This is a genomic window from Pantoea eucrina, from assembly GCF_001691555.1.
GTDB classification, from domain to species: Bacteria; Pseudomonadota; Gammaproteobacteria; order Enterobacterales; family Enterobacteriaceae; genus Pantoea; species Pantoea borealis.
Map to the genome: position 1 here is coordinate 287,780 of NZ_MAYN01000007.1, position 26,662 is coordinate 314,441.

At 58.7% G+C, this 26,662-nt stretch carries 24 protein-coding genes; 18 read left to right on the forward strand and 6 right to left on the reverse strand.

Features of this window, described 5'->3' with window-relative positions; genetic code table 11:
- Positions 1 to 36 precede the first annotated feature (36 nt).
- The 7 genes from pepP (at position 37) to BBA90_RS05415 (ending at position 9,806) form a co-directional block, all read left to right on the forward strand.
- Positions 37 to 1,359 (forward strand): Xaa-Pro aminopeptidase, encoded by a 1,323-nt coding sequence (gene pepP / locus BBA90_RS05385; protein WP_084798748.1) that lies wholly within the window; start codon positions 37 to 39, stop codon positions 1,357 to 1,359.
- Positions 1,356 to 2,534 carry a 2-octaprenyl-6-methoxyphenyl hydroxylase gene (gene ubiH, locus BBA90_RS05390; RefSeq protein WP_065648257.1) on the forward strand — a complete coding sequence of 393 codons (1,179 nt, stop codon included), beginning with the start codon at positions 1,356 to 1,358 and terminating at the stop codon, positions 2,532 to 2,534. The genes pepP and ubiH overlap by 4 nt, the downstream gene beginning before the upstream one ends.
- Positions 2,535 to 2,547: 13 nt before the next feature.
- A complete protein-coding gene (ubiI, locus tag BBA90_RS05395; RefSeq protein ID WP_065648258.1) occupies positions 2,548 to 3,750 on the forward strand; it encodes an FAD-dependent 2-octaprenylphenol hydroxylase in 1,203 nt (400 codons plus the stop codon).
- 779 nt (positions 3,751 to 4,529) lie between these two features.
- Positions 4,530 to 5,627, forward strand: a complete 1,098-nt coding sequence (gcvT, locus tag BBA90_RS05400; protein ID WP_065648259.1) for a glycine cleavage system aminomethyltransferase GcvT — start codon at positions 4,530 to 4,532, stop codon at positions 5,625 to 5,627.
- Between the two features lie 20 nt (positions 5,628 to 5,647).
- On the forward strand, positions 5,648 to 6,034 hold the full coding sequence (gene gcvH / locus BBA90_RS05405; RefSeq protein ID WP_065648260.1) for a glycine cleavage system protein GcvH: 387 nt from the start codon (positions 5,648 to 5,650) through the stop codon (positions 6,032 to 6,034).
- A gap of 96 nt (positions 6,035 to 6,130) precedes the next feature.
- A complete protein-coding gene (gene gcvP, locus BBA90_RS05410; protein WP_065648261.1) occupies positions 6,131 to 9,004 on the forward strand; it encodes an aminomethyl-transferring glycine dehydrogenase in 2,874 nt (957 codons plus the stop codon).
- Between the two features lie 58 nt (positions 9,005 to 9,062).
- Positions 9,063 to 9,806 (forward strand): SDR family oxidoreductase, encoded by a 744-nt coding sequence (locus BBA90_RS05415; protein WP_065648262.1) that lies wholly within the window; start codon positions 9,063 to 9,065, stop codon positions 9,804 to 9,806.
- A gap of 19 nt (positions 9,807 to 9,825) precedes the next feature.
- Here the strand turns inward: BBA90_RS05415 and BBA90_RS05420 are convergent, their stop codons facing one another.
- Both BBA90_RS05420 and BBA90_RS05425 read right to left on the reverse strand, forming a co-directional pair.
- Positions 9,826 to 11,265 (reverse strand): 6-phospho-beta-glucosidase, encoded by a 1,440-nt coding sequence (locus BBA90_RS05420; RefSeq protein WP_065648263.1) that lies wholly within the window; start codon positions 11,263 to 11,265, stop codon positions 9,826 to 9,828.
- Positions 11,266 to 11,390: 125 nt separating this feature from the next.
- On the reverse strand, positions 11,391 to 12,122 hold the full coding sequence (locus tag BBA90_RS05425; protein WP_065648264.1) for a MurR/RpiR family transcriptional regulator: 732 nt from the start codon (positions 12,120 to 12,122) through the stop codon (positions 11,391 to 11,393).
- A gap of 175 nt (positions 12,123 to 12,297) precedes the next feature.
- Between BBA90_RS05425 and trhA the strand changes: the two genes are divergently transcribed.
- Positions 12,298 to 12,951, forward strand: a complete 654-nt coding sequence (gene trhA, locus BBA90_RS05430; protein WP_065648265.1) for a PAQR family membrane homeostasis protein TrhA — start codon at positions 12,298 to 12,300, stop codon at positions 12,949 to 12,951.
- 50 nt (positions 12,952 to 13,001) lie between these two features.
- On the opposite strand, the gene ygfZ is transcribed toward trhA, so the two are convergent.
- Positions 13,002 to 13,985 (reverse strand): tRNA-modifying protein YgfZ, encoded by a 984-nt coding sequence (ygfZ, locus tag BBA90_RS05435; protein ID WP_065648266.1) that lies wholly within the window; start codon positions 13,983 to 13,985, stop codon positions 13,002 to 13,004.
- Between the two features lie 227 nt (positions 13,986 to 14,212).
- On the opposite strand from ygfZ, the gene sdhE reads away from it, so the two are divergent.
- Complete coding sequence (sdhE, locus tag BBA90_RS05440) at positions 14,213 to 14,479, forward strand: FAD assembly factor SdhE (RefSeq protein WP_039380010.1); 267 nt, start codon at positions 14,213 to 14,215, stop codon at positions 14,477 to 14,479.
- A complete protein-coding gene (locus tag BBA90_RS05445; RefSeq protein WP_065648267.1) occupies positions 14,454 to 14,870 on the forward strand; it encodes a protein YgfX in 417 nt (138 codons plus the stop codon). The genes sdhE and BBA90_RS05445 overlap by 26 nt, the downstream gene beginning before the upstream one ends.
- On the opposite strand, the gene fldB is transcribed toward BBA90_RS05445, so the two are convergent.
- Positions 14,867 to 15,385: a flavodoxin FldB gene (gene fldB, locus BBA90_RS05450; protein WP_065648268.1), complete on the reverse strand. Its 519-nt coding sequence runs from the start codon at positions 15,383 to 15,385 to the stop codon at positions 14,867 to 14,869. The two genes, BBA90_RS05445 and fldB, sit on opposite strands and share 4 nt — an antisense overlap.
- A gap of 68 nt (positions 15,386 to 15,453) precedes the next feature.
- On the opposite strand from fldB, the gene xerD reads away from it, so the two are divergent.
- The 5 genes from xerD to lysS all read left to right on the forward strand — a co-directional run bounded on the left by xerD (position 15,454) and on the right by lysS (position 21,573).
- Entirely contained in the window at positions 15,454 to 16,380 is a 927-nt protein-coding gene (gene xerD, locus BBA90_RS05455; protein ID WP_139074169.1) for a site-specific tyrosine recombinase XerD, read from the forward strand.
- A gap of 22 nt (positions 16,381 to 16,402) precedes the next feature.
- The gene (dsbC, locus tag BBA90_RS05460) at positions 16,403 to 17,116 is read left to right on the forward strand and encodes a bifunctional protein-disulfide isomerase/oxidoreductase DsbC (protein WP_065648269.1); all 714 of its coding nucleotides are present in this window, start codon (positions 16,403 to 16,405) and stop codon (positions 17,114 to 17,116) included.
- Between the two features lie 9 nt (positions 17,117 to 17,125).
- Positions 17,126 to 18,850 (forward strand): single-stranded-DNA-specific exonuclease RecJ, encoded by a 1,725-nt coding sequence (gene recJ / locus BBA90_RS05465; protein ID WP_065648270.1) that lies wholly within the window; start codon positions 17,126 to 17,128, stop codon positions 18,848 to 18,850.
- A gap of 94 nt (positions 18,851 to 18,944) precedes the next feature.
- Positions 18,945 to 20,043, forward strand: a protein-coding gene (gene prfB / locus BBA90_RS18695) for a peptide chain release factor 2 (RefSeq protein ID WP_139074170.1) whose coding sequence is annotated in 2 segments (ribosomal slippage) — positions 18,945 to 19,019 and positions 19,021 to 20,043 — 1,098 coding nt in all. Because the reading frame shifts where the segments join, the coding sequence is not laid out codon by codon here.
- 9 nt (positions 20,044 to 20,052) lie between these two features.
- A complete protein-coding gene (gene lysS / locus BBA90_RS05470; protein WP_039380000.1) occupies positions 20,053 to 21,573 on the forward strand; it encodes a lysine--tRNA ligase in 1,521 nt (506 codons plus the stop codon).
- A 49-nt stretch (positions 21,574 to 21,622) separates the two neighbouring features.
- On the opposite strand, the gene BBA90_RS05475 is transcribed toward lysS, so the two are convergent.
- Positions 21,623 to 22,249 carry a hypothetical protein gene (locus BBA90_RS05475; protein WP_065648271.1) on the reverse strand — a complete coding sequence of 209 codons (627 nt, stop codon included), beginning with the start codon at positions 22,247 to 22,249 and terminating at the stop codon, positions 21,623 to 21,625.
- Between the two features lie 292 nt (positions 22,250 to 22,541).
- Here BBA90_RS05475 and BBA90_RS05480 point away from each other — a divergent pair, with 292 nt between their 5' ends.
- On the forward strand, positions 22,542 to 23,705 hold the full coding sequence (locus BBA90_RS05480; RefSeq protein ID WP_065648272.1) for an MFS transporter: 1,164 nt from the start codon (positions 22,542 to 22,544) through the stop codon (positions 23,703 to 23,705).
- Here BBA90_RS05480 and BBA90_RS05485 read toward each other — a convergent pair.
- Positions 23,702 to 24,622: a LysR family transcriptional regulator gene (locus BBA90_RS05485; RefSeq protein WP_065648273.1), complete on the reverse strand. Its 921-nt coding sequence runs from the start codon at positions 24,620 to 24,622 to the stop codon at positions 23,702 to 23,704. The two genes, BBA90_RS05480 and BBA90_RS05485, sit on opposite strands and share 4 nt — an antisense overlap.
- Before the next feature lie 109 nt (positions 24,623 to 24,731).
- Between BBA90_RS05485 and lysA the strand changes: the two genes are divergently transcribed.
- Together lysA and BBA90_RS05495 are read left to right on the forward strand one after the other, a co-directional pair.
- Positions 24,732 to 25,985 (forward strand): diaminopimelate decarboxylase, encoded by a 1,254-nt coding sequence (gene lysA, locus BBA90_RS05490; RefSeq protein ID WP_065648274.1) that lies wholly within the window; start codon positions 24,732 to 24,734, stop codon positions 25,983 to 25,985.
- Positions 25,985 to 26,437: a GNAT family N-acetyltransferase gene (locus BBA90_RS05495; protein ID WP_084798749.1), complete on the forward strand. Its 453-nt coding sequence runs from the start codon at positions 25,985 to 25,987 to the stop codon at positions 26,435 to 26,437. The genes lysA and BBA90_RS05495 overlap by 1 nt, the downstream gene beginning before the upstream one ends.
- Positions 26,438 to 26,662: the final 225 nt, after the last annotated feature.

Sequence of the window (26,662 nt, forward strand, 5' to 3'; positions counted from 1 at the left end):
CAGCCTGGCTGCCCGTTATCAACAGGGAGTGCAACTATGATCACACTGGAACAGTTCCATCAGCGTCGTCAGGCGCTGATTGCGCAGATGGCCCCCGGCAGCGCGGCGCTGATTTTTGCAGCACCTGAAGTCACGCGCAGCAACGACACCGAATATAGCTACCGGCAAAACAGCGACTTCTGGTATTTCACCGGGTTTAACGAGCCACAGGCGCTGCTGGTGCTGATCAAAAGCGATGAACATCATAACCACAGCGTGCTGTTTAACCGCATACGCGATCTCACTGCCGAAGTGTGGTCTGGTCGCCGACTGGGGCAGGATGCGGCGCCAGCAAAGCTGGGTGTTGATCGTGCACTGCCGTGGGATGATATTAGCGAACAGCTGCACTTGCTGCTAAACGGCCTTGACGTGGTGTACCACGCACAGGGCGAATATGAGCACGCTGACCAGCTGCTGTTTAGCGCGCTGGACAAGCTGCGTCGTGGTTTCCGGCAGAATCTTAGTGCACCGGCTAGCGTGACTGACTGGCGTCCCTGGGTGCATGAGATGCGGCTGTTTAAGAGCGCGGAAGAGATTGAGATCCTGCGCCAGGCGGGAAAAATCAGCGCGCTGGCGCATACCCGTGCCATGCAGCAGTGTCGCCCTGGCATGTATGAGTATCAGCTTGAAGGGGAGATCCATCATGAGTTTTCCCGCCACGGTGCGCGCTTTCCCTCCTATAACACCATTGTCGGAAGTGGAGAAAACGGCTGCATCCTGCACTACACCGAAAACGAAAGCGCAATGCGCGATGGCGATCTGGTGCTGATTGACGCCGGCTGTGAGTTTCACGGTTACGCAGGGGATATTACCCGCACCTTTCCGGTAAACGGCAGGTTTACGCCGGCGCAGCGGGAAGTCTATGACATTGTGCTGGCCTCGCTGCATAAAGCGCTGTCGATGTTCCGGCCTGGCGTCAGTATTCATGATGTGAATGATGAAGTCGTCCGTATCATGATCACCGGTCTTGTTGATCTCGGCATTCTTGACGGCAATATCGATGAGCTGTTTGAAGCGCAGGCGCATCGCCCTTTCTTCATGCACGGTCTGGGCCACTGGCTGGGGCTGGATGTGCATGACGTCGGTGATTACGGTACGCCAGGCCGTGACCGGGCGCTGGAGCCGGGCATGGTGCTGACGGTCGAGCCTGGCCTCTATATAGCGCCTGATGCCAGCGTGCCGCCGCAGTATCGCGGCATCGGCGTGCGCATCGAGGATGACATTGTGATCACGGCGACGGGCCACGAGAATCTTACCGATAGCGTGGTGAAAGATCCGGACGCGATTGAAGCGCTGATGGCAGCGGCGCGCGGCGTATGACGATCCTGATTGCAGGCGGGGGTATGACCGGTGCCACGCTGGCGCTGGCGATCTCGCATCTTACGCAGGGCAGGCTGCCGGTCACGCTTATTGAGCGCAGCGAGCCGGCCAGTCGTGCGCACCCCGGTTTTGATGGCCGGGCGATTGCGCTGGCTGCCGGCACCTGCCAGCAGCTGGCAGCGATTGACCTCTGGCGTTTGCTGGCGGACTGTGCCACGCCGATCACCCGCATTCATGTCTCTGACCGCGGTCACAGCGGCTTTGTACAGCTCAGCGCAGAGGCGTATAAGCTGGCTGCGCTGGGGCAGGTGGTAGAGCTGTTTGATGTCGGACAGCGGCTGTTTGAACGTCTCCGTCAGGCGCCCGGCGTTACGCTGCGCTGCCCGGATTACGTGACGCAGGTGACGCGTGATAAAGCGCGTGTGCAGGTGACGCTTAACAGCGGCGACACGCTGGAAGGTTCGCTGCTGGTCGCTGCAGATGGATCGCGCTCATCGCTGGCTGCATCATGCGGTATTCAGTGGCAGCGCGACGACTATCAGCAGCTGGCGGTGATTGCTAATGTCTCTACTCAGCTGCCGCACCAGGGACAGGCATTTGAGCGATTTACGCCACACGGGCCGCTGGCACTGCTGCCGATGTCCGGCAATCGGATGTCGCTGGTGTGGTGCCATCCGGCAGCGGCAGAAGCCGGCGTGCGGGCGTGGGATGAGGAAACCTTCCTGCGCGAACTGCAGCGCGCATTCGGCTGGCGGCTGGGACGCTTTACCCATGCCGGGCAGCGTGAAATTTATCCGCTGGCGCTGCAAACAGCCGATCGTCAGGTCACGCACCGGCTGGCACTGGTCGGTAATGCCGCCCAGACGCTGCATCCAATCGCTGGTCAGGGCTTTAACCTTGGTCTGCGCGATGTCATGTCACTGGCGGAAACGCTGGCCGGCGCCTGGCGCCAGCGGCAGGATCCCGGCAGTTATGCGGTGCTGCAGCATTTTGCCGCCCGGCGTCAGGCCGATCGCGCGGCAACAATTGGCGTGACAGACGGCCTGGTGCGCCTGTTCGCTAACCGTTATGCACCGCTGGTTGCAGGACGAAATATCGGGCTGGTGGCGATGGATCACCTCCCCTGGCTGCAACATCCGCTGGCCGCGCGTACGCTCGGCTGGGTAAAGCGTTAATAAAGAGGCAGCAATGCAAACATTTGATGTGGTGATTGCCGGTGGCGGCATGGTCGGTCTGGCAGTGGCCTGCGGTTTGCAGGGAAGCGGGTTGCGCGTCGCGGTACTGGAAAAAGCGGCGGAACCGCAGTTTGATTCGGCAGCGGCAGCGTCGATCCGGGTATCCGCTATTAATGCCGCCAGTGAACGGCTGCTGCAGAAGCTGGATGTCTGGTCATCCATCCTCGCCCTGCGCGCCAGCGCCTACCACGGTATGGAAGTGTGGGATCAGGATAGCTTTGGATCCGTCAGCTTTGATGATGAGCAGCAGGGGCTGTCACATCTTGGTTATATTATCGAGAATGAGGTTATTCACAGTGCGCTGTGGCAGCGCGCCAGCCAGTGCAAAGACGTCACGCTGTTTGCACCGGCCCGGCTGCAGCAGGTCGCGTTTGGTGATAATGAAGCGTTTATCACGCTGGAAGATGGCACCATGATGACCGCCCGGCTGATGATTGCCGCCGACGGCGCCGGCTCCTGGCTGCGTGAAAAAGCGGATATCCCGCTGACGTTCTGGGATTACGAGCACCATGCGCTGGTCGCCAATGTGCGCACTGATATGCCGCATGATGCCGTCGCGCGTCAGGTGTTTCATGGCGAAGGCATTCTCGCTTTTCTGCCAATGCAGGATCCGCATCTGTGCTCAATCGTCTGGTCACTTGCTCCGCAGGAAGCGGCTCGTTTGCAGTCGATGCCGGCAGCGCTGTTTAATCAGCAGCTCTCAGTGGCTTTTGATATGCGTCTGGGATTATGCAGCGTTGAGAGCGAGCGTAAAACGTTCCCGCTGACGGCACGCTATGCGCGCAATTTTGCCGCCCACCGTCTGGCGCTGGTCGGCGATGCCGCGCACACCATTCATCCGCTGGCCGGGCAGGGCGTGAACTTAGGCTTTATGGATGCGGCCGAGCTGATTGGTGAAATCCGCCGGCTGCATCAGGCGGGCCGTGATATCGGCGAGCACCTCTCACTGCGCCGCTATGAACGCAGCCGCAAGCACAGCGCAGCGCTGATGCTGGCCGGCATGCAGGGATTCCGTGAGCTGTTTGCCGGCACCCATCCGGCGAAAAAGCTGCTGCGTGACGTCGGTCTGAAGCTGGCCGATACGCTGCCAGGCGTCAAGCCGCGTCTGCTGAAGCAGGCGATGGGACTGAACGATCTGCCAGAGTGGATCCGCTAGCTAACCAGGGCGTTGTTGTTTCGTATCCGCCTTACCACAGGGGGCGCATTAATGCGCCCCGGTTTAGACCCATCCGCGGACGTCACATTTCGCACCCGCATTAACCCGGGCGCCATAAATGGCGCCCCTACGAAAACCCAATGCAGGGCATCATTGTTTCGCACCCATTTTGCCGTAGGGGGCGCATTAATGCGCCCCGGTTCAAATCCATCCGCGGACGTCACATTTCGCACCGTCCTATTGTAGGGGGCGCATTAATGCGCCCCGTTTCAAATCCATCCGCGGACGTCACATTTCGCACCCGCATTATCCCGGGCGCCATAAATGGCGCCCCTACGGTTACAGAGAAAATACAGGGGGCGCATTAATGCGCCCCGGCAAAAAATCTTCCCTGACTCCCTGTTCGCACTAAAACAGAGCGCTTTGCATCATAATGATGCCTCGTTTGATTTATTCTAATTTCACTGCCTTATTCGCATTAGTTATTTTCATGCATAATGCATCACCCTTTTATACCCTTTCACTTATCAACAACGTCTGAGTGTTTTATTTACTGAAATATGACCTGAACGTTGCATAATCTGCGCGGTTAATCACACAAAGGCAGCGAATTATGCTGCATGCTACAGGACGCACTGCAACTGTGAGGTCCGGCTTCGACCTCGTTTTGCTTATGGTTAAATCTGTTTTTCAGTGGTAACGTCAGCGAAAAGAGAACGTTTGCGTTGCCGTGTATTCTCGCGCAGACGAGCCCGCTTATTTGTTTTCACAGGATGGTTATGACTCAGCAAACGCCTCTGTTTAACCAGCACCAGCGCGATGGTGCACGCATGGTGGACTTTCATGGCTGGATGATGCCGCTGCACTACGGCTCGCAAATTGATGAGCATCACGCAGTGCGCAGCGACGCCGGCATGTTTGATGTATCGCACATGACCATTGTTGACCTGCACGGTGTACGCACCCGCGAGTTTTTACGCTATCTGCTGGCAAATGATGTTGCAAAACTGACGCAGCCTGGCAAGGCGCTCTACAGCGGCATGCTTAACGCTTCAGGTGGCGTGATAGACGACCTGATCGTCTATTTTATGCAGGAAGATTTCTTTCGGCTGGTAGTGAACTCTGCCACACGCGAGAAAGACCTCGCCTGGATAACGCAGCACGCCGCACCGTTTGGCGTAGCGCTGACAGAGCGTCGCGATCTGGCGCTGATTGCCGTTCAGGGCCCGAATGCGCAGCAGAAAGCTGAGACGCTGTTTGATGACACTCAACGCGCCGCCGTTGCCGGCATGAAACCATTTTATGGCGTGCAGTCAGGCGACCTGTTCATTGCCACCACCGGCTACACCGGTGAGGCGGGCTATGAAATTGCGCTGCCAGCTGACCAGGCTGAAGCGTTCTGGCAGCAGCTGCTGGCTGCCGGTGTAAAACCCGCCGGCCTGGGCGCACGCGACACACTGCGTCTGGAGGCAGGTATGAATCTCTATGGCCAGGAGATGGATGAGGGCGTTTCGCCGCTGGCCGCGAATATGGGCTGGACCATCAGCCGGGAGCCGGCCGACCGCAATTTTATCGGACGTGAAGCGCTGGAAGCGCAGCGTGAGCAGGGCAGTGAAAAACTGGTAGGCCTGATCATGACGGAGAAAGGCGTACTGCGCGGTGGCCAGACGGTGCGCTTCACCGATGAGCAGGGTGTACCGCAGCAGGGTATGATTACCAGTGGTTCCTTCTCGCCGACGCTGGGCTGCAGCATCGCCCTGGCGCGCGTGCCTGCCGGTATTGGCGAGCAGGCCATTGTGGAGATCCGCAATCGCGAAATGCCGGTAAAAGTAACTAAACCCGTTTTTGTTCGCGCCGGTAAGCCGGTCGCTCAGTAAATTTTTCAGGAGAAATGGCGATGAGCAATGTGCCAAATACGTTGAAATACCGCGACAGCCACGAGTGGGTGCGTAAAGAGGAAGATGGCTCTTACACCGTGGGGATCACCGAGCATGCGCAGGAGCTGCTCGGTGATATGGTGTTTGTCGACCTGCCAGACGTTGGCGCTACGTTTAGCGCGGGCGATGACTGCGCAGTGGCAGAATCGGTTAAAGCCGCTTCCGATATCTATGCGCCGCTGAGTGGTGAAATTGTGGCGGTGAATGAGGCGCTGACCGACTCCCCCGAGCTGGTGAACAGCGCGCCTTATGGCGATGGCTGGTTGTTCCGCCTGAAAGCCAGCGATGAAGCTGAACTCGGCAGCATGCTTGATGCTGACGCCTATAAAGCCAGTATTGATGAGTAACCGGTAGTCTCTGAAGGTGTCGCGGCGCGGCACCTCTTCTTTATCTGCCTGTTGTAAGTCCTTTGTGTAACCCAGCCCGATGCAGGATTGACTGTAATGACCCAGACTCTCAGCCAGCTTGAACATAACGGTGCATTTATTGAGCGCCATATTGGTCCCACCGCCGCACAGCAGGCCAGCATGCTGGAAGCGATTGGTGCCCGTTCGCTCAGTGAACTTATTAGCGCCATCGTACCCGCGGATATTCAGCTGCCTGGCCCGCCCGCCACGGGTGACGCTGCGACCGAGCAGCAGGCGCTGGCGGAGCTGAAAGCGATTGCCAGTCAGAATCAGCGCTACAAATCCTGGATCGGCATGGGCTACAGTGCGGTGATCACTCCGCCGGTGATCCTGCGCAACATGCTGGAAAATCCTGGCTGGTATACCGCCTATACGCCTTATCAGCCTGAGGTATCGCAGGGACGCCTGGAGGCGCTTCTGAACTTCCAGACGCTGACGCTGGATCTGACCGGTATGGATATCGCCTCTGCATCCCTGCTGGATGAGGCTACCGCCGCTGCTGAAGCGATGGCGATGGCAAAACGCGTCAGCAAGCTGAAGAGCGCTACGCGGTTCTTTATCGCCGATGATATTCATCCGCAGACGCTGGATGTCGTACGCACCCGGGCCGAAACGTTTGGCTTTGATCTGATTATCGATCGGGCAGAAAAAGCACGCGATCATGAGGATCTGTTTGGCGTACTGCTGCAGCAGGTGGGAACCGGCGGTGAAGTACATGACTACCGCGATCTGATCGCAGAGCTGAACAGTCGCAAAGTTGTGGTAAGCGTGGCCGCTGATTTCATGGCGCTGCTGCTGCTGGAGGCGCCCGGAAAACAGGGTGCTGACATTGTGTTTGGTTCCGCTCAGCGCTTTGGCGTGCCAATGGGCTATGGCGGACCGCACGCGGCCTTTTTTGCCAGCCGCGATGAGCACAAACGCTCAATGCCGGGCCGCATTATCGGCGTCTCACGCGATGCGGCGGGTAATACCGCGCTGCGCATGGCGATGCAGACGCGTGAGCAGCATATCCGGCGTGAAAAAGCGAACTCCAATATCTGTACTTCACAGGTCCTGCTGGCCAATATCGCCGGTCTCTATGCGGTCTGGCACGGTCCGCAGGGTCTGCAGCGCATCGCCTCACGCATTCACCGCCTGACCAGTATTCTGGCAACCGGCCTGCAGCAAGGCGGGCTGACGCTGCGTCACGCCAGCTGGTTTGACACGCTGACCGTTGAGGTTGCTGACAAAGCCGCCGTACTGAACCGTGCGCTGAGTTTTGGCGTAAACCTGCGCAGCGATATGCATAACGCTGTGGGTATTACGCTGGATGAGACGACCTGCCGTGAAGATGTACAGGCGCTGTTTGCTATTTTTCTGGGCGACGCGCATGGGCTGGATATTGAGGCGCTTGATGCAGCCGTATCCGCGGAGAGTACTGCTATCCCGGCAGGCCAGCAGCGCCGCAGTGACTACCTGACGCATCCGGTATTTAACCGCTATCACAGCGAAACCGAAATGATGCGCTATATGCACAGCCTGGAGAAAAAAGATCTGGCGCTGAATCAGGCAATGATCCCGCTCGGCTCCTGCACCATGAAGCTGAATGCCGCCGCAGAGATGATCCCGATCACCTGGCCGGAGTTTTCTGAACTGCATCCATTCTGCCCCGCTGAACAGGCCACTGGCTATCTGCAGATGATTGGGCAGCTGTCGCAGTGGCTGGTACAGCTCACCGGCTATGACGCACTCTGCATGCAGCCTAACTCCGGGGCGCAGGGAGAGTACGCCGGCCTGCTGGCGATCCGCCGCTATCACGAAAGCCGCAATGAAGGCCGGCGCAACCTCTGCCTGATCCCGGGTTCGGCACACGGCACCAATCCGGCGTCGGCGCAGATGGCGGGCATGTCGGTTGTTGTGGTCGCCTGCGATAAACAGGGCAACATCGATCTCGGCGATCTGCGTGAAAAAGCGGCTCAGGCAGGCGATGCGCTCTCCTGCATTATGGTGACTTATCCGTCCACTCACGGCGTCTATGAAGAGACCATCCGCGAGGTGTGCCAGATTGTGCATCAGTATGGTGGTCAGGTGTATCTGGACGGCGCCAACATGAACGCCCAGGTGGGCATTACTACGCCTGGCTACATCGGTGCCGACGTCTCGCATCTTAATCTGCACAAAACCTTCTGCATTCCGCACGGCGGTGGCGGACCGGGTATGGGACCGATTGGCGTAAAAGCACATCTGGCTCCGTTTGTGCCGGGGCACAGCGTGGTGCAGATCGATGGCGTACTGACGCAGCAGGGTGCCGTGTCGGCCGCCCCGTTTGGCAGCGCTTCAATTCTGCCTATCAGCTGGATGTATATCCGCATGATGGGCGCAGAAGGACTGAAACAGGCGAGCTCAGTGGCAATCCTTAATGCCAACTACATTGCGCGTCGTCTGCAATCGGCCTATCCGATCCTCTACACCGGACGCGACGGCCGCGTAGCGCACGAATGTATTCTTGATATTCGTCCGCTGAAAGAGCAGACCGGTATCAGCGAACTGGATATTGCCAAGCGCCTGATCGATTACGGCTTTCACGCCCCGACCATGTCTTTCCCGGTCGCAGGCACGCTGATGGTAGAGCCGACTGAATCAGAGGGCAAAGCAGAGCTGGATCGCTTTATCGATGCGATGCTGGCGATCCGCATGGAGATAGATCGCGTCGCCGCCGGTGAGTGGCCTGCTGATGACAATCCGCTGGTCAACGCACCGCATACGCAGATGGAAATCGTGGGTGAGTGGCAGCATCCCTATACGCGTGAGCTGGCGGTATTTCCGGCAGGCAGCGCGAACAAGTACTGGCCAACGGTAAAACGGCTTGATGATGTCTTTGGCGATCGCAACGTTTTCTGCGCCTGTGTGCCGATGAGCGAATATCAGTAAGTGCTGTAAACTGACCCTGGAAGGACCGGATGCCGGTCCTTTTCTTTTGGAGGCACATATGGATCTGGCACTGGTCACCGGCGGCAGCCGGGGCATCGGACGCGCCACCTCGCTGCTGCTGGCGCAGGCGGGCTACCGCGTGGTAATCAACTATCGTCAGCGGGCCGCCGATGCGGAACAGCTGGTTGCGGAGATTGTCAGCCAGGGCGGCAGCGCCTGCGCGCTGCAGGCGGATATCGCCGACGAGGCGCAGGTGGTGAGGCTGTTTGCACAGCTGGATGAGCAGCCGGGCGCGCTGCGGATCGTGGTGAACAATGCCGGAGTTCTGTTTACGCAGTGCCGGGTAGAAGCGCTGAGCGCTGAGCGCATTCAGCGCGTGCTGGCCACGAACGTCACCGGAACCTTTATCTGCTGTCGTGAAGCGGTGAAACGCATGAGTACGGCGTATGGCGGGCAGGGTGGCGTGATTGTGAACGTTTCATCAGGGGCCGTGCACAGCGGTGCGCCGGACGAGTATGTGGATTACGCAGCGTCAAAAGCGGCGGTGGATACGCTGACCCGCGGGCTGGCGCGCGAGGTGGCCGCACAGGGGATCCGGGTAACCGGCGTACGTCCTGGTTCCACTTATACCGACATGCATGCGGATGGCGGCGAGCCGGGGCGGGTTGATCGGGTGGCGCAGCGCATTCCGCTGGGCCGCGGTGCGCAGCCAGAAGAGATCGCCCGTGCGATCCTCTGGCTGAGCAGCGATGCCGCCGCTTACGTCACCGGCAGCATGCTGGATGTGACCGGCGGACTCTGATATCCGCCGCGCTATTCTGTCAGAGCGTGGCACCATTGCTGGCGATCACCTGCTGATACCAGCTAAAGCTCTTTTTCTTTGAACGCGCAAAGGTGCCGCTGCCGTCATCGTTTTTATCGACGTGGATAAAGCCGTAGCGTTTGCTGTACTGGCCGGTAGTGAACGAGACGCAGTCAATACAGCCCCACGGCGTGTAACCCAGCAGCGCAACGCCATCCAGCGCCACCGCTTTTTTCATCTCTTCAATATGCGCCCGCAGATAGTCGATGCGGTAGTCATCGGCAATAAAGCCCTCTGCATCAGCGTTGTCGATCGCGCCAAAACCGTTTTCCACAATAAACAGTGGTTTCTGGTAGCGCTCATAGAGCGAATTCAGCACATAGCGCAGGCCAACCGGATCGATCTGCCAGCCCCAGTCTGAGGCTTTGACATGCGGATTGGGCACCACACCGTCAAAGCCGGTAATCGGGTCATCCACGCCGCTGGCGCGGGTATCCACCGCGTTGCTCATGTAGTAGCTGAAGCCGATATAATCACAGCAGCCCTGCTGCAGGGTTTCAGCATCCTCTTCAGCCATCTCAATGTGATAGCCTTTGCGCGCCCACTCTTTCAGCGTGTAAGCGGGATAAGCACCGCGCATCTGTACATCGCTGAAGACGTAGCGCTGATGCATCGCCTCCTGCGCGCGCATGACATCGTCCGGATGGCAGGAGAAGGGATAGACCGGCACCATGGCAATCATGCAGCCAATCTGAAAATCGGGATTGATCTCATGCCCGCGCTTCACCACTTTTGCACTGGCGACAAACTGATGATGCATGACCTGGTACATCGTCTGCTCTGGCTTCTCATGGTCGGTAAATACCACGCCGGAACAGCAGTAGCCAAACAGCGGATATTGCCAGTTGCGCTGGTTATTGATCTCGTTAAAGGTCATCCAGTACTTCACTTTGTGCTGATAGCGCGTCATCACCACATCGCTGAAGCGCACAAAGAAATCGACCAGCCGGCGGTCAGCCCAGCCGCCATACTCTTTTACCAGATGATAGGGCATCTCAAAATGCGACAGGGTGATCACCGGTTCGATACCATATTTCAGCAGCTCATCGAACAGGTCATCATAGAACTGCAGGCCCGCCTCGTTAGGCTGCGCTTCATCCCCGTTAGGGAAAATGCGCGTCCACGCGATAGACGTGCGGAAGCACTTAAAGCCCATCTCAGCAAACAGCGCAACATCCTCTTTGTAGTGCGAATAAAACTCCACCGCCTGGTGGTTAGGATAGTGTTTGCCCGGCTGTACGCCGTCGGTGATCACGCGGTCAACGCCGTGTGCACCGCCGGTCAGCACGTCAGCAATGCTGACGCCTTTGCCGCCCTGATCCCAGCCGCCCTCAACCTGATGCGCGGCTACCGCGCCGCCCCAGAGAAACCCTTGTGGTAACTGCAAATCATCACGCATTGTTCAGCCTCATCATACGTCAGGTGAAAACAGAATTTTTCGCAGTGTAACAAGCAGCCGGCGAATGTCACGCTATAACACCGCGCGCCATATGTAACCTGTTACAGCCAAAAAACAAGCTGTTTTCAGGGAGATAGCATACGCGCCAGCGTGCGTCCCAGCGTTTCGATGATATACATTACCGGGACCTGTGTGGTGAGGTCATGCTGCCCGGCCAGCGTGATCTGCGGCACATGATAGGAGAGGGTAAAGTCTGCCATTTTTGCCAGCGAGCTGCTGTCGTGATTGGTGATGGCGATGATTTTGCAGCGGTTGAGACTGAACTGACTGGCGAAGCGCAAAATCTCTTCAGTCTCACCGGAAACAGAGAGAATAATCGCCAGCGCGCTCTCACTGGCACCGGGCATAACCGGATAGTAAGGGTCATCAATATGGTGGCTGAATTTGCCCACGTTGGAAAAGAAGCGCGCGCCATATTTACCGAGACTGCCCGATGTGCCGGCACCAATAAAGAAAATGTGCCCGGCCTGCAGGATCATCTGCGCGGCCTGCGTAATCTGCTGCTCAAACTCGGCGTTATGAATACTTTTGAAAAAACTCAGCATTTCGCCGGGACCCGATGAGGGGATCGCAGGCGTTGTCTGCTCCTGCGCCAGACGAAAGCGAATGCGAAACTCTGACCAGCCGTCACAGTGCAGCTTACGGCAAAAGCGCAGCACGGTGGTGGTGGAGACGCCCGCCTGCGCCGCCAGATCGCGAATGGTCATATAGCTGACGCTTTGCGGATGTTTAATGATGAAATGGTAAACCTGCATCTCAAGATCGTTCAGGCTGGAGAGATCGCGGTGTGCAAACATGCGGGACATCGCTCAGGCAGAAAAGGGGATCTGCAGTGTACCAGATTGCGTTGCGTGCCGGAGGACACACCTCGTCACAGAAATAGTTGAGCGTACAGGTGTACACTGAAAAAGATCCCGGTTAGGCTGGGGATGATAAAAAAACAACACTCTCTATCTTCAGGAACCCCGCGCCATGGTAAAACCCGCACTCACTACGCCCGGCTATACGCTGGCCGAAGAGATAGCTAACAGCATCAGCCATGGCATTGGCTGCCTGTTTGGTATCGCCGGTCTGGTGCTGCTGCTGACGCAGGCAGTGGAAACACAGGCAAGCGTCACCGCCATCACCAGCTACAGCCTCTATGGCGGCAGCATGATTTTGCTCTATCTCGCCTCCACGCTCTACCACGCGATTCCGCACCAGCGCGCACGGCCGTGGCTCAAAAAATTTGATCACTGTGCTATCTATCTGCTGATTGCCGGCACCTATACGCCGTTTCTGCTGGTCGGGCTGAAATCGCCGCTGGCGCACGGACTGATGGTAGTGATCTGGAGCCTGGCGCTGGCAGGCATCATTTTTAAGCTGACGATTGCGCACCGCTTTAAGGTCCTGTCGCTGGTGACTTATCTCAGTATGGGGTGGCTGTCGCTGGTGGTGATCTATCAGCTGGCGATGCGGCTTTCCGCCGGTGGTATCTGGCTGCTGGCAGCAGGGGGAGTGGTTTACTCACTGGGGGTGATTTTCTACGTATCGCGCCGGATACCCTTTAACCATGCGATCTGGCACGGCTTTGTTCTCGGCGGCAGCGTACTGCACTTCTGTGCCATCTATTTTTATGTGAAATAAACGCGTTATGCGCAAAGCGGGACGCCTGATGGCCTCCCGCTTTACGCGCCTTATGCGTCCAGTGCGTAAGGCAGTGGCTGAAGGGTGAGTTCGCCGCCCTCATCGCCTTCAGCGCGCAGGATAGCATCTGGTTCCGGATCGTTATTCATCACCATCTGCACCCAGACGCTGCCATCCTCAAGCTGTACCGCGCTCAGTACCGTGCCGGTGCGCCGCCAGCGCTCGCCCATCTGCAGCTCCATTGCACTCCCCGCTTCCGGAACTTTACCGGCGCTGCCCGCCAGCCAGAACAGGGCGCGCTTGTTGGCACCGCGGAATTTTGCCCGCGCCACCATCTCCTGCCCGGTATAGCAGCCTTTCTTGAAGCTGATGGCATCCAGCGCCTGCAGGTTGGTTGCCTGCGGGATCAGCTGCGCGGTGGTGGCGGCGTCGATAACCGGAATACCCGCCTCGATATCCAGCGCCAGCCACTGCCTGCTGTCGTTGAACTGCGCCTCACCGTCCAGTGCCGCTTTAATTGCCTCCGCTTTTGCCGGCGTGGTCACCACCACAAAACGTTCAGCAGGCTGATCCAGCCACAGCAGCGTGCTCTCATCCTGCTGCACCACCGCGTGCTCTGCATCCGGCAGCGCCGTAAACAGATTGGCCAGTGCCGCACGCGCCTGAAAACCGGCAACGCCCAGCAGGACAGCGTCATCGTCAGCTTCGATGGCCACTTTGGCAAACACCGCATACTTTTTCAGCTCAGCGATTTGCTGGTCACGCAGGCTGCGGCGCACCAGATAGGCGTATCCCTCGCCGCGATGAAACAGGCGCAGGTTGCTCCACATTTTGCCTTTGGCGTCGCAGTGGGCGGCCTGACGATGCTGATCGCTGGCCAGCGTCGCGACATCCAGCGTCAGCTGTCCCTGCAGGTAGCTGGTGCTGTCTTTGCCCTGCACCGACACCAGCGCCCACTCATCAAGCGACATCAGCGTCAGGGGCAGGCGTGCCGCAGCGACAGGCTGGCGGGGAGGGAGGGTGAAAATCGGCATGTGTCCATCCTGATTAATCAAATGTGTCCGGAGTTATTTATTCAATGTTAAAAGAGCAGCCGGGCAATGCAACCTGTTTACGAAACCGGGCGCACAAATCGCGTGATAGCGCAGCAACCTGGTCTGTCACTTTGCGTAATCCTGCGCAGGAAACAGCACTCAGCCTGCAGCGGGCCAAAAAAGCAGGTACACTGGCCCCCACTGTTTACAGCCGTGGAACACGACACATGGATATTCATGACAAATCACGCGTTAAGTGGGCCTGCCGCCGGGGCATGCTTGAGCTTGATGTCTCCATTATGCCTTTTTTTCACTATGAGTATGACTCGCTAAGTGATGAAGATAAGCGGGTGTTTGTTGCTTTACTGAAGAGTGACGATCCGGATCTGTTTAACTGGATGATGGACCACGGCGAGCCCGCGGATCCCGAGTTTAAGCGCATGGTAAAACTGATCCAGCAGCGTAACCGTGAACGCGGTCCGGTGGCAATGTAGCCTCCGTCCTTCACGCAGCGCCCGGCTGGCTAATCTGGCAGCCGGTTTGAGCTGTGTGACGCTGCTGCTGTTCGCCTGGCCTGCGGAGCGGTATGTGCTGCAGGCGCTGCTTTCCGTCGCGGTGCTGGCGGAAAGCTGGCGCACTGAGCAACGCTTACGGCAACGCAGCGGCGAGCTGACGCGGGATGAACAGGGGAGCTGGGGCTGGCAGGGAACCTGCTGGTATACGGCACGGACGGCGCAGTGGCAGCCGTGGGGTGTGCTGCTGACCCTGCAGAACGCGCAGGGCCAGCGCTGGCGTTTCTGGCTGATGCAGGACGCCATGACGATGCGCAGCTGGCGGCAGCTGCGCGCGCACGACGCGCTCAGTGACGCTGCAGATCGGCGTTAAAGCCGGTCTGCTGTTTCCGTGAGTACCTGCTCGCACCACTGCTCAATGCGCTCGTCGCTCTGCTCAAACTGGTTAACGTCGTCCAGCGCCAGGCCAACAAACTGTGTGCCGTCAGCGGTCAGCGGCTTGCGGCTGGTAAAGGTGTAACCCTCCAGCGGCCAGTAGCCGACAAACTGCACGCCCATCGGCTGCAGCAGCTCATGCAGCATGCCCAGTGCATCAAGAAACCACTCGCTATACTCAATCTGGTCGCCCATGCCGTAGAGCGCCACAATTTTCCCCTGCAGATTTAGTCCGGGCAGCTGCGACCATATCGCTTCCCAGTCCTCCTGCAGCTCGCCAAAATCCCAGGTCGGAATACCGAGGATCAGCAGGTCATACTGCTCCATCAGCGAGGGGTCATCATCTTTGAGGTTATGCAGCGTCACCAGCTCTTCACCAATAAAGTCGCGGATTTTTTCCGCTGCCATTTCGGTGTAACAGGTACTTGAACCGTAAAAAAGTCCGATATTCATGCGGTTAATGCTCTGTATGAAACTCACTCTGGCGCAATTGTACCAGAACCCCTCTGCTTTAAGGCATAATGAGCACGATTTCACACTGGCGAGAGGATAACGTGCAGGATAGCGATCTGATTGAACAGTTTCTTGATGCGCTCTGGCTGGAGCGCAATCTGGCGCAAAACACGCTGGCCTCTTACCGTCAGGATCTGCAAACCCTCACCGCATGGCTGCAGCATCACAACCTGACGCTGCTGACGCTGCAGGCGCTGGATCTGCAGCAGTTTCTTGCAGAGCGTATTGAGGGCGGCTATAAAGCCACCAGTTCAGCCCGCACGCTGAGCGCCATGCGCCGGCTGTTTCAGTATCTCTACCGTGAAAAGCTGCGCAGCGACGATCCCAGCGCGCTGCTTTCCGCCCCTAAGCTGCCACAGCGGCTGCCGAAAGATCTCAGCGAGAGTCAGGTCGACCGGCTGCTGCAGACGCCGGCAACAGATATTCCGCTGGAGCTGCGCGATAAAGCGATGCTGGAGGTGCTTTACGCCACCGGCCTGCGCGTCTCAGAGCTGGTGGGGCTGACCATCAGCGATGTCAGTCTGCGGCAGGGGGTTTTACGCGTCATTGGTAAAGGTAACAAAGAGCGGCTGGTGCCATTAGGTGAAGAAGCGATCTACTGGATAGAGCACTATATGGAACACGGGCGGCCCTGGCTGCTGAACGGCCAGACGCTGGACGTCCTGTTTCCCAGCCAGCGTGCACAGCAGATGACACGCCAGACCTTCTGGCACCGTATCAAGCACTATGCGACGCTGGCGGGTATCGACAGTGAAAAACTGTCACCGCACGTGCTGCGGCATGCCTTTGCCACACATTTACTGAACCACGGCGCGGATTTGCGCGTCGTACAGATGCTACTGGGCCACAGCGACCTGTCGACAACCCAGATTTATACGCATGTTGCCACCGAGCGGCTGCGTCAGTTACATCAACAGCACCATCCGCGCGCCTGAGCAGCGGCAACAAGGACTTATGATGAAAAAACAGTTTACCGTTCTGGCTCTGCTGGTCAGCGCCTTTTCCGCTCTGGCCCAGGCTGATGACAGCGCCATTCAGCAGACGCTGAAAAAAGTGGGTCTGCAGCAGGCTGAGATCCAGCCATCGCCGCTGCCGGGCATGAAAACGGTGCTGACGGAAAGCGGGGTGATTTACATCACCGAAGATGGCAAACATATGATTCAGGGGCCGCTGTATGACGTCAGCGGCGCGCAGCCGGTCAATGTTACTAACCAGCTGCTGGACAAAAAAGTCGCCGCGCTGGCACCGGAAATGATCGTCTATAAAGCGCCGAAAGAGCAGCATGTGATCACGGTATTTACCGATATCACCTGCGGCTACTGCCGTAAGCTGCATGAGCAGATGGCGGACTACAACGCGCTGGGTATCACGGTGCGCTATCTCGCTTTCCCGCGCGAAGGGCTGAACGGTCAGGTTGAGAAAGCGATGAAGGCGATCTGGTGCAGTGCCGATCGCAACAAAGCGTTCGATCAGGCAATGAAAGGCGATACGCCGCAGATGGATGCGCCAGCGACCTGCAAACTCAATCTCGATAAGCACTACAAACTCGGCATTCTGTTCGGTATTCAGGGCACGCCCGCCATTCTTACCGACAGCGGTATGATGATCCCCGGCTATCAGGGTCCGCAGGAGCTGAAGCAGGTGCTTGATGGTCAGAAGCGGGGCGGCTAATTCACAGTGATGCACACTACAGAACTGCGTCGGCGCACGCTGCCGGCTGATGCCAGCCTGCCTGACGATTTGCCGCCTCTGCTGCGGCGTCTCTATCTGCATCGCGGCGTTAAAACTGCGGCAGAGCTGGAGCGCGGGGCAAAATATCTGCTGCCGTGGCAGAGCCTCGGCGGCATAGACGCTGCGGTTGCACTGCTGCACCGGATGCTCACAGGCGGTCAGCGCATTATGGTGGTCGGTGATTTTGACGCCGACGGCGCAACCAGTACCGCCCTTACCGTGCTGGCGCTGCGCAGCATGGGCGGCAACGTGGACTATCTGGTGCCTAACCGCTTTGACGATGGCTATGGCCTGAGTCCGGAAGTGGTGGAGCAGGCGCGCGCGCGCGGCGCGGAGATGATCCTCACCGTGGATAACGGCATCTCCTCGCACGCGGGCGTCGAAACGGCCGCGGCGCACGGCATCCCGGTCCTGATCACCGATCACCATCTGCCGGGCGAGACGCTGCCGGCCGCCGACGCTATCGTCAATCCCAACCTCAGCGACAGCGCTTTTCCGTCGCGCGCGCTGGCGGGCGTGGGCGTGGCGTTCTACCTGATGCTGGCGCTGCGCGCGCATCTGCGCGAGCAGGGCTGGTTTACTCCCCAGCGCAGCGAACCCAATCTGGCCGCGTGGCTCGATCTGGTCGCACTTGGCACCGTCGCGGACGTGGTGCCGCTGGATGCCAACAACCGCATTCTGGTGTGGCAGGGGCTGAGCCGCATTCGCGCCGGTAAATGCCGCGCCGGTATCCGGGCGCTGCTGGAGATCGCAAACCGCGATGCGCGCCAGCTGGCGGCCAGCGACCTCGGCTTTGCCGTCGGCCCGCGTCTTAACGCGGCGGGGCGGCTTGACGATATGTCGGTTGGCGTGGCGCTGCTGCTGACCGAGGATATTGCGCAGGCGCGCATGCTGGCCAGCGAGCTGGATGCGCTGAACCAGACGCGCAAAGAAATTGAACAGGGCATGAAAAGCGAAGCGCTGGCGCTGTGCGACGCGCTGGAGCGTCAGCACAGCGATCTGCCGCTGGGTCTGGCCTTTTATCATCCTGAATGGCATCAGGGAGTGGTGGGGATCCTCGCCTCGCGCCTGAAAGAGCGTTTTCACCGGCCGGTTATTGCGTTCGCGCCCGCGGGCGATGGCACGCTAAAAGGGTCGGGCCGCTCAATTGCCGGCCTGCACCTGCGCGACGCGCTGGAACGGCTTGATACACTCTATCCGGGCCTGATTATCAAATTTGGTGGTCATGCCATGGCGGCGGGATTGTCGCTGGAAACGGAAAAATATGACGCGTTTCGCGAGCGCTTTGCCGCGCTGATTGATGAGTGGCTGGATGGCGAGGCGCTGCAGGGCGTGGTGTGGTCAGACGGTGAACTGCACGCGCAGGAGTTCAGCCTGCATACCGCGGAAATGCTGCGCGAGGCGGGGCCGTGGGGGCAGGCGTTCCCGGAACCGGTCTTTGACGGCAAATTCAAACTGCTGCAGCAGCGGCTGGTGGGCGAGCGTCACCTGAAAGTAATGGTGGAACCGCTCGGTGGCGGACCGCTGCTGGACGGGATCGCGTTTAACGTCGATACCCGGCTCTGGCCGGATACCAGCGTGCGGCAGGTTGAGCTGGCCTATAAGCTGGATATCAACGAGTATCGCGGTAACCGCTCTGTGCAGCTGATTATCGATCATATCTGGCCGCTCTGACCGCGCGCGCCGCTACAAACCGCGCGCGCTTTCGGGTAAACTCATGCGTTACTTTATCTTTTCTCACCGTATCGCCAAAAAAGACTGAAAAGCCATGTTTGAAATTAATCCGGTCAAAAATCGTATCCAGGACCTCAGCGAGCGCAGCGGCGTTCTTAGGGGGTATCTTTGACTACGATGCCAAGAAAGAACGTCTTGAAGAAGTAAACGCCGAGCTGGAACAGCCGGACGTCTGGAATGAACCTGAACGCGCGCAGGCGCTCGGCAAAGAGCGCGCGTCGCTGGAAGCCGTCGTTGAAACCCTCGAGCATATGCACCAGGGTCTGGAAGATGTGCAGGGCCTGCTGGAGCTGGCGGTTGAAGCGGACGATGAAGAAACCTTCAACGAAGCCGTGGTTGAGCTCGACGCGCTGGAAGTAAAGCTGGGTGAGCTGGAATTCCGCCGCATGTTCTCAGGCGAGTATGACAGCGCTGACTGCTACATGGATATTCAGGCAGGCTCCGGCGGTACGGAAGCGCAGGACTGGGCCAGTATGCTGCTGCGCATGTATCTGCGCTGGGCAGAGGCCAAAGGGTTTAAAACCGAGATCATCGAAGAGTCGGAAGGCGAAGTTGCAGGCACCAAATCTGCCACCATCAAGATCATCGGTGACTACGCCTACGGCTGGCTGCGTACGGAAACCGGCGTTCACCGCCTGGTACGCAAGAGTCCGTTTGACTCCGGCGGCCGTCGTCACACCTCGTTCAGTTCGGTGTTTATCTATCCGGAAGTGGATGACAACATCGATATCGATATCAACCCGGCCGATCTGCGCATTGACGTCTATCGCGCATCGGGTGCGGGTGGTCAGCACGTCAACAAAACCGAGTCTGCGGTGCGTATTACCCACCTGCCGACCAACATTGTGGTGCAGTGCCAGAACGACCGTTCACAGCACAAGAACAAAGACCAGGCCTTCAAACAGCTGCGTGCCAAGCTCTATGAATATGAGATGCAGAAGAAAAATGCTGACAAGCAGGCCGCAGAAGAGAACAAATCGGATATCGGCTGGGGCAGCCAGATTCGTTCTTACGTGCTGGATGACTCCCGCATCAAAGATCTGCGTACCAGCGTAGAGACCCGCAATACCCAGGCGGTGCTGGATGGCGATCTGGATCGTTTTATCGAAGCAAGTTTAAAAGCAGGGCTATAAGGAACCGACATGTCTGAACAACAACCGCAGAACGCTGACGCCGCACTTGAGTTAAACAACGAACTGAAAGCGCGTCGCGAAAAACTCAGCGCGCTGCGTGAAAAGGGCGTGGCGTTTCCTAACGATTTTCGTCGTGACACCACCTCCGATCGTTTGCACGCCAGCTATGACGACAAGAGCAACGAAGAGCTGGAAGCACTGGGCGTGGAAGTCAGCGTTGCCGGTCGTATGATGACGCGCCGTATCATGGGCAAGGCGTCGTTTGCCACGCTGCAGGATGTGGGCGGTCAGATCCAGATCTACGTTTCGCGCGACGATCTGCCGGAAGGCGTCTACAACGAGCAGTTCAAGAAGTGGGATCTGGGCGATATTCTGGGTGCACGCGGTAAGCTGTTTAAAACCAAAACCGGCGAGCTCTCAATCCATATCTCAGAACTGCGCCTGCTGACCAAAGCACTGCGTCCGCTGCCAGACAAGTTCCACGGACTGGCTGACCAGGAGACGCGCTATCGCCAGCGCTATCTTGATCTGATCTCCAATGATGAATCGCGTCACACCTTCCAGGTGCGCTCGAAAATCATGGCAGGTATTCGCCAGTTCATGGTAAACCGCGACTTTATGGAAGTGGAAACGCCAATGATGCAGGTGATCCCGGGCGGCGCTTCTGCACGTCCTTTCATCACCCATCACAATGCGCTGGATATCGATATGTATCTGCGTATTGCGCCGGAGCTCTACCTGAAGCGTCTGGTAGTGGGCGGCTTCGATCGCGTGTTTGAGATCAACCGTAACTTCCGTAACGAAGGCATCTCGCCGCGTCATAATCCTGAGTTCACCATGATGGAACTCTATATGGCGTATGCAGATTACAAAGATCTGATTGAGCTGACTGAGAGCCTGTTCCGTACGCTGGCGCAGGACGTGCTGGGCACCACTGAAGTGGCATATGGCGAACACACCTTTGACTTCGGTAAGCCTTTTGAGAAGCTCACGATGCGTGAAGCGATCAAAAAATATCGTCCGGAAACGGACCTGGCCGATCTGGAAGACTTTGACAAAGCGGTGGCGATCGCCAGCGCGCTGCATATCAAAGTGGAGAAAAGCTGGGGTCTGGGTCGCGTAGTGACGGAGATCTTTGAAGAGACGGCGGAAGCTCATCTGATCCAGCCCACCTTCATCACCGAATATCCGGCGGAGGTTTCACCGCTGGCGCGCCGTAATGACGAGAACCCGGAGATCACCGATCGCTTTGAGTTCTTTATTGGCGGTCGTGAAATCGGTAACGGCTTCTCAGAGCTGAACGATGCTGAAGATCAGGCAGAGCGTTTCCTGCAGCAGGTGAATGCAAAAGATGCCGGCGATGACGAAGCGATGTTCTACGATGAAGATTACGTGACCGCCCTGGAGCATGGTCTGCCACCAACGGCTGGCCTGGGTATCGGCATCGACCGTATGGTAATGCTGTTTACCAACAGCCACACCATTCGCGATGTGATCCTGTTCCCGGCGCTGCGCCCGACGGCGAAGTAACGGCAGGCGCTGCCCGTCTCTCTCCCGGGAAAGAGACGGGCAGCGGTTATCACGGCGTGAGCACGTCTGCCAGCCACGTCTGAAAGCGCGCATACGGTACGTAGAGCGCCACATCGTTATACAGCGTTTTTCCGCTTTGGTTATCGTCGATTCGCCGACTGAAGCCCACGATGACCCCGGCCAGCGTATCGTCACTGGCGTTATAAACTGCACCGCCCGACATGCCTTTCACTACGCCCGCACTGGCCGCCACCACCACACAGTTTGCTTTGTTCCAGCCGTTTACCAGCGTGGTATTCACCAGATTCTCACCGCTGGAGGCGACCGGCAGAGCGGAGATAAAGCTGTAGCCATAGAGATTAACGCGATCGCCAATATGACCGTTACGGAACGCCGGCGGCAGGCTGCCCGCCTGATTTTTATGGTAGACCACGGCAAGATCGCAGTCGGGATGCCAGGCTTTTACCCGGTAAAGGGAATATTTCGCCACGTGTGCCGCCGTCAGGCTGTAGTCAGGGGTCAGCGGAATAGTCGTGCCCAGCGTGCCGATCCCAAGAATAGTGGGAATACCGGTAACGGTCATATCCACCCGGCGCGCGGCTTCTTTACTGTACTCATAGTGTCCGACCGAGCAGCCGCTGAGGCAGCATGCGGCCAGCGCAATTATCCGGCGCATCTCTTTTTTCTCCTGTAGGGGCGCTCACCTGGGCGCTGCGTTCTGACCGCTACCAGCCTCCGCCGGCTGAATGCCGGGCAACGCTATCACTATCCGGCACTGTGCCACAAGCCGGACCCGTGCGGATTATTGCCGCGCCGGCAACATAGCCTTGCGGCGTGCAGGGTGGTTGCGCTGGCAGGGCTGTGCTTTAATGCTGCGTGACGCAGTTCAAATATTAATAAGCGTTCTGTTTTACCGTGCTGTGTTCGCAGCACGGCCCGCCTGCAAAATTATCTTGGGAGAGTGTGTTATGCCTGTTGCATTACTGGCGCTGGCGCTGAGTGCGTTCGCCATTGGCACCACGGAGTTTGTCATTATGGGATTACTGCCGGAAGTGGCAGGCGATCTGCAGGTGTCGATTCCTTCAGCCGGCTGGCTGATCAGCGGTTACGCGCTCGGCGTGGCGATTGGCGCACCAATTATGGCGCTGCTGACCGCCAGCCTGCCGCGTAAGCGCACGCTGAGCCTGCTGATGGTGATTTTTATTATCGGCAACGTGCTGTGCGCGCTGGCCTATAGCTATAACCTGCTGATGCTGGCACGCGTGGTCACCGCACTCTGTCACGGCGCGTTTTTTGGCATTGGATCGGTGGTGGCAGCGAGCCTGGTAGCGCCGGGCCGTCAGGCGTCCGCAGTGGCGCTGATGTTTACCGGTCTGACGCTGGCAAACGTGCTGGGCGTGCCGCTTGGCACCTGGTTTGGTCAGCTGTTTGGCTGGCGGGCCACCTTCTGGGGCGTGGCGATTATCGGCATTCTGGCGTTTATCGCCCTGATAGTCAGCCTGCCGGCAAATAAAGAAGAGAAGCCGGTTCACCTGGCCAGTGAGATTAGCGCCCTGGCCAACGGACGGCTCTGGCTGTCACTGCTGATGACGGTCTGCTTTGCCGCCGCGATGTTTGCGCTGTTCAGCTATATTGCGCCACTGCTGCTTCAGGTTACCGGCATCAGCGATCGCGGCGTGAGCTGGACGCTGTTCCTGATCGGCGCCGGCCTCACGGCGGGCAACATTATTGGCGGTAAACTGGCAGACTGGAAAGTCTCTTTCAGTCTGATCCTCAGCTTCTCGCTGATTGCGCTGTTCTCGCTGCTCTTCAGCTGGACCAGTCATGCGCTCTGGCTGGCTGAAATCACGCTGTTCCTGTGGGCAATGGCGACGTTTGCCACCGTACCGGGTCTGCAGATCAACGTGGTACGTCACGGCAAAGAGGCGCCTAATCTGGTGTCCACGCTGAATATCGCTGCATTTAATGTGGGTAATGCGCTCGGCGCCTGGGTGGGCGGCGCCGTTATTGCGCACGGCTACGGCCTGACGGCAGTGCCGGTTGCGGCTGCCGCCATCGCCGCTGTCGGCCTGGTGGTGTGTGTGATCACCTTCCGCAACGCCAGCGGGCAGGGCGATACGGTTCGCGTCTAAGCGAGCTGCGCGGCGATAAGCCCCGGAAACGCCGCCACCTGTTGCTGCAGATGGTGGCAGAAGCGGTCAACCAGCGCAGAGGCGGGCCGGTGCTGCGGGCGGATCAGGCTCACGGTAAACGGCACGCTGATACTGAAACGCCGCATTACCACGCCGCTCGCCGCGTAATCCAGCGCGGTGAGCGGATTCACAATTGACAGACCAATCCCGGCGCGCACCATCGCGCACACCGACGCGGCGCTGTGGGTCTCCAGCACCAGCCGTCGCTCAACCTGCTGTTCCAGAAACAGCGCATCCAGCAGCTGACGATAGCTGTCATGCCGCGACAGGCTGACAAAATTTTGCTGATGGAAATCCGCAGGTGTCAGCACATCGCGCTGACAAAGCGGATGCTGCGGCGGCAGCACGCACACTTCATCGCAGGTCAGCAGGGAGAAGCGCTCCGTGCCGGCAGGTGCATGCTGTGTCTCGGTCAGGCCGAGATCGTAGCGCTGCGCCGACAGCCACTCCTCCAGCAGCGGCGACTCCTGCGGAATAATGTTCAGGTTCACCTGCGGATAGCGCTGCATAAAGGGTTGCAGCAAAGGCGGCAGCAGCGACTGCGAAAATGCCGGCAGGCAGGCCACTGAAAGCTCTCCGTGCCGAAACTGCCGCAATCCTTCCGCCGCATCCAGGATACGGTCCAGTCCGTACCAGGAGCGCTGCACCTCTTCAAACAGGCTCAGGCCCTGCATGGTAGGCTGCAGACGACCGCGTACCCGTTCAAACAGCGTCAGTCCCAGCTGCTGCTCCAGACGCGCCAGCTCACGGCTGACGGTGGGTTGCGAAGTGTGCAGCAGCGCGGCGGCCTGCGTGAGATTACCGCTGGTCATTACCGCATGAAAAATCTCAATGTGCCGCCAGTTAATGTTCGCCATCGTCCCTCCCTCAAAGGCATATCATATTTGCATAGCTGCCGCTAAAAAAGATATTTCTGTGAATCGATACGCTATGGCTAAATGGACGTAACAGTACAGGAGAATTGTTATGCCACGTCCGTTAGACACCACTGAATCCGCCCTTAATGCTACCCATCTGCTGCCGCTGGCACAGCGCTACAGCGGTCCGTTCTGGGCCTATGACGCCGCCATTATTCAGCAGCGTATTGCGCAGCTCAGCCAGTTTGACGTGGTGCGCTTTGCGCAGAAAGCCTGCTCAAATATTCATATCCTGCGCCTGATGCGTCTGGCCGGTGTGAAAGTTGATTCCGTCTCGCTGGGAGAGATTGAACGCGCGCTGGCGGCGGGATTTGAGCCCGGCGGCGAGGACATTGTATTTACAGCGGACCTGCTGGATCTGCCGACGCTTCAGCGCGTGGCTGAGCTGCAGATACCGGTGAATGCCGGTTCCGTAGATATGCTGCACCAGCTGGGCGCACGCTCACCAGGCCATAAAGTCTGGCTGCGCATCAATCCCGGCTTTGGTCACGGCCACAGTCAGAAAACCAACACCGGCGGCGAAAACAGCAAGCACGGCATCTGGTATGGCGATCTGCCGCTGGCGCTGGCTGCGATCCAGCAGTACGACCTGCAGCTGGTGGGGCTGCATATGCATATCGGCTCCGGCGTGGATTATGGTCATCTGCAGCAGGTGTGTGACGCCATGGTCGACCAGGTGATTGCGTTTGGTCAGGATCTCAGCGCCATCTCAGCCGGGGGCGGGCTCTCTATTCCCTACCGCTTTGATGAAGAAGCGATCGATACCGATCACTATTTTGGCCTCTGGAGCCGCGCGCGCGATCGGATTGCCGCACACCTCGGGCATCCGGTGAAGCTGGAAATTGAACCGGGCCGCTTTCTGGTCGCTGAATCAGGCGTGCTGGTGTCGCAGGTGCGGGCGGTCAAAGCGATGGGCAGCCGTCACTTTGTGCTGGTCGATGCGGGCTTCAGCGATCTGATGCGTCCGGCCATGTATGGCAGCTATCACCATATCTCGGTACTGCCCGCTGATGGCCGTACGCCGGGTGCAGCCACGCAGGAGAGTGTGGTCGCCGGGCCGCTGTGTGAATCAGGTGATGTGTTTACCCAGCAGGAGGGAGGGAAGGTGGAGACCCGCACGCTGCCCGCCGTACAGCCGGGCGATTACCTGGTGTTTCATGACACCGGGGCCTACGGAGCGTCGATGTCCTCCAACTACAACAGCCGCCCGCTGATCCCGGAGCTGCTGTTTGAAAACGGCAGCGTACGTGAGATCCGCCGTGCGCAGACGATTCAGGAGCTGCTGGCGCTGGAGCGGAACTGATGCGTATTGTGCCGCTCAGCAGCGTGCCGCACCACGCCAGCCAGATAACCGACTGGCTGTGGCAGGCGTTTGGTGCAGGCACGACGCGTGAGTTTTATCACAGTATCGTGCGCAGCAGCCTCAATGGCGCGGATCTGCCAGTGACGTTTGTTGCGCTGGATGCGCACGATATTCCGCTGGGCACTATCGGTTTCTGGCGCTGCGATCTTATCAGCCGTCAGGATCTCTGGCCGTGGGCGGCTGCGCTCTATGTCGATCCCGCCTCGCGCGGCCAGGGAGTCAGCGAGGCGCTGCAGCAGCACGTGATCGGTTTTGCCCGCGAGCGTGGTCACGCGCGTCTCTGGCTGTGGTCAACGTTTGCCGGCTACTACGAGCGGCACGGCTGGGAGTTTGTCTGTGAGGCGCTGGAGTTTCCCGCCGAGCGGGTGAGGGTGTATAAGCAGGATCTGTGACGGAGGCCGGTTCTGCTTGCCGCGAGGGCGGGCGCCGGTTCCGTTCGGCACGGGGGGCCGGTTCCGTTCGCCACGGGGGCCGGTTCCGTTCGCCGTCAGCGGCGGCAGCTGCCTCTGCCCCGGCACGGCGACCGGGCAGAGGACGCCTGGCCGCGCCCTCTGCACTCCCCGGCCCTGCGCCAGCCCCGTCCGCCGCTGCGCGGTTCCCTCGCTCACGCCCGCTTC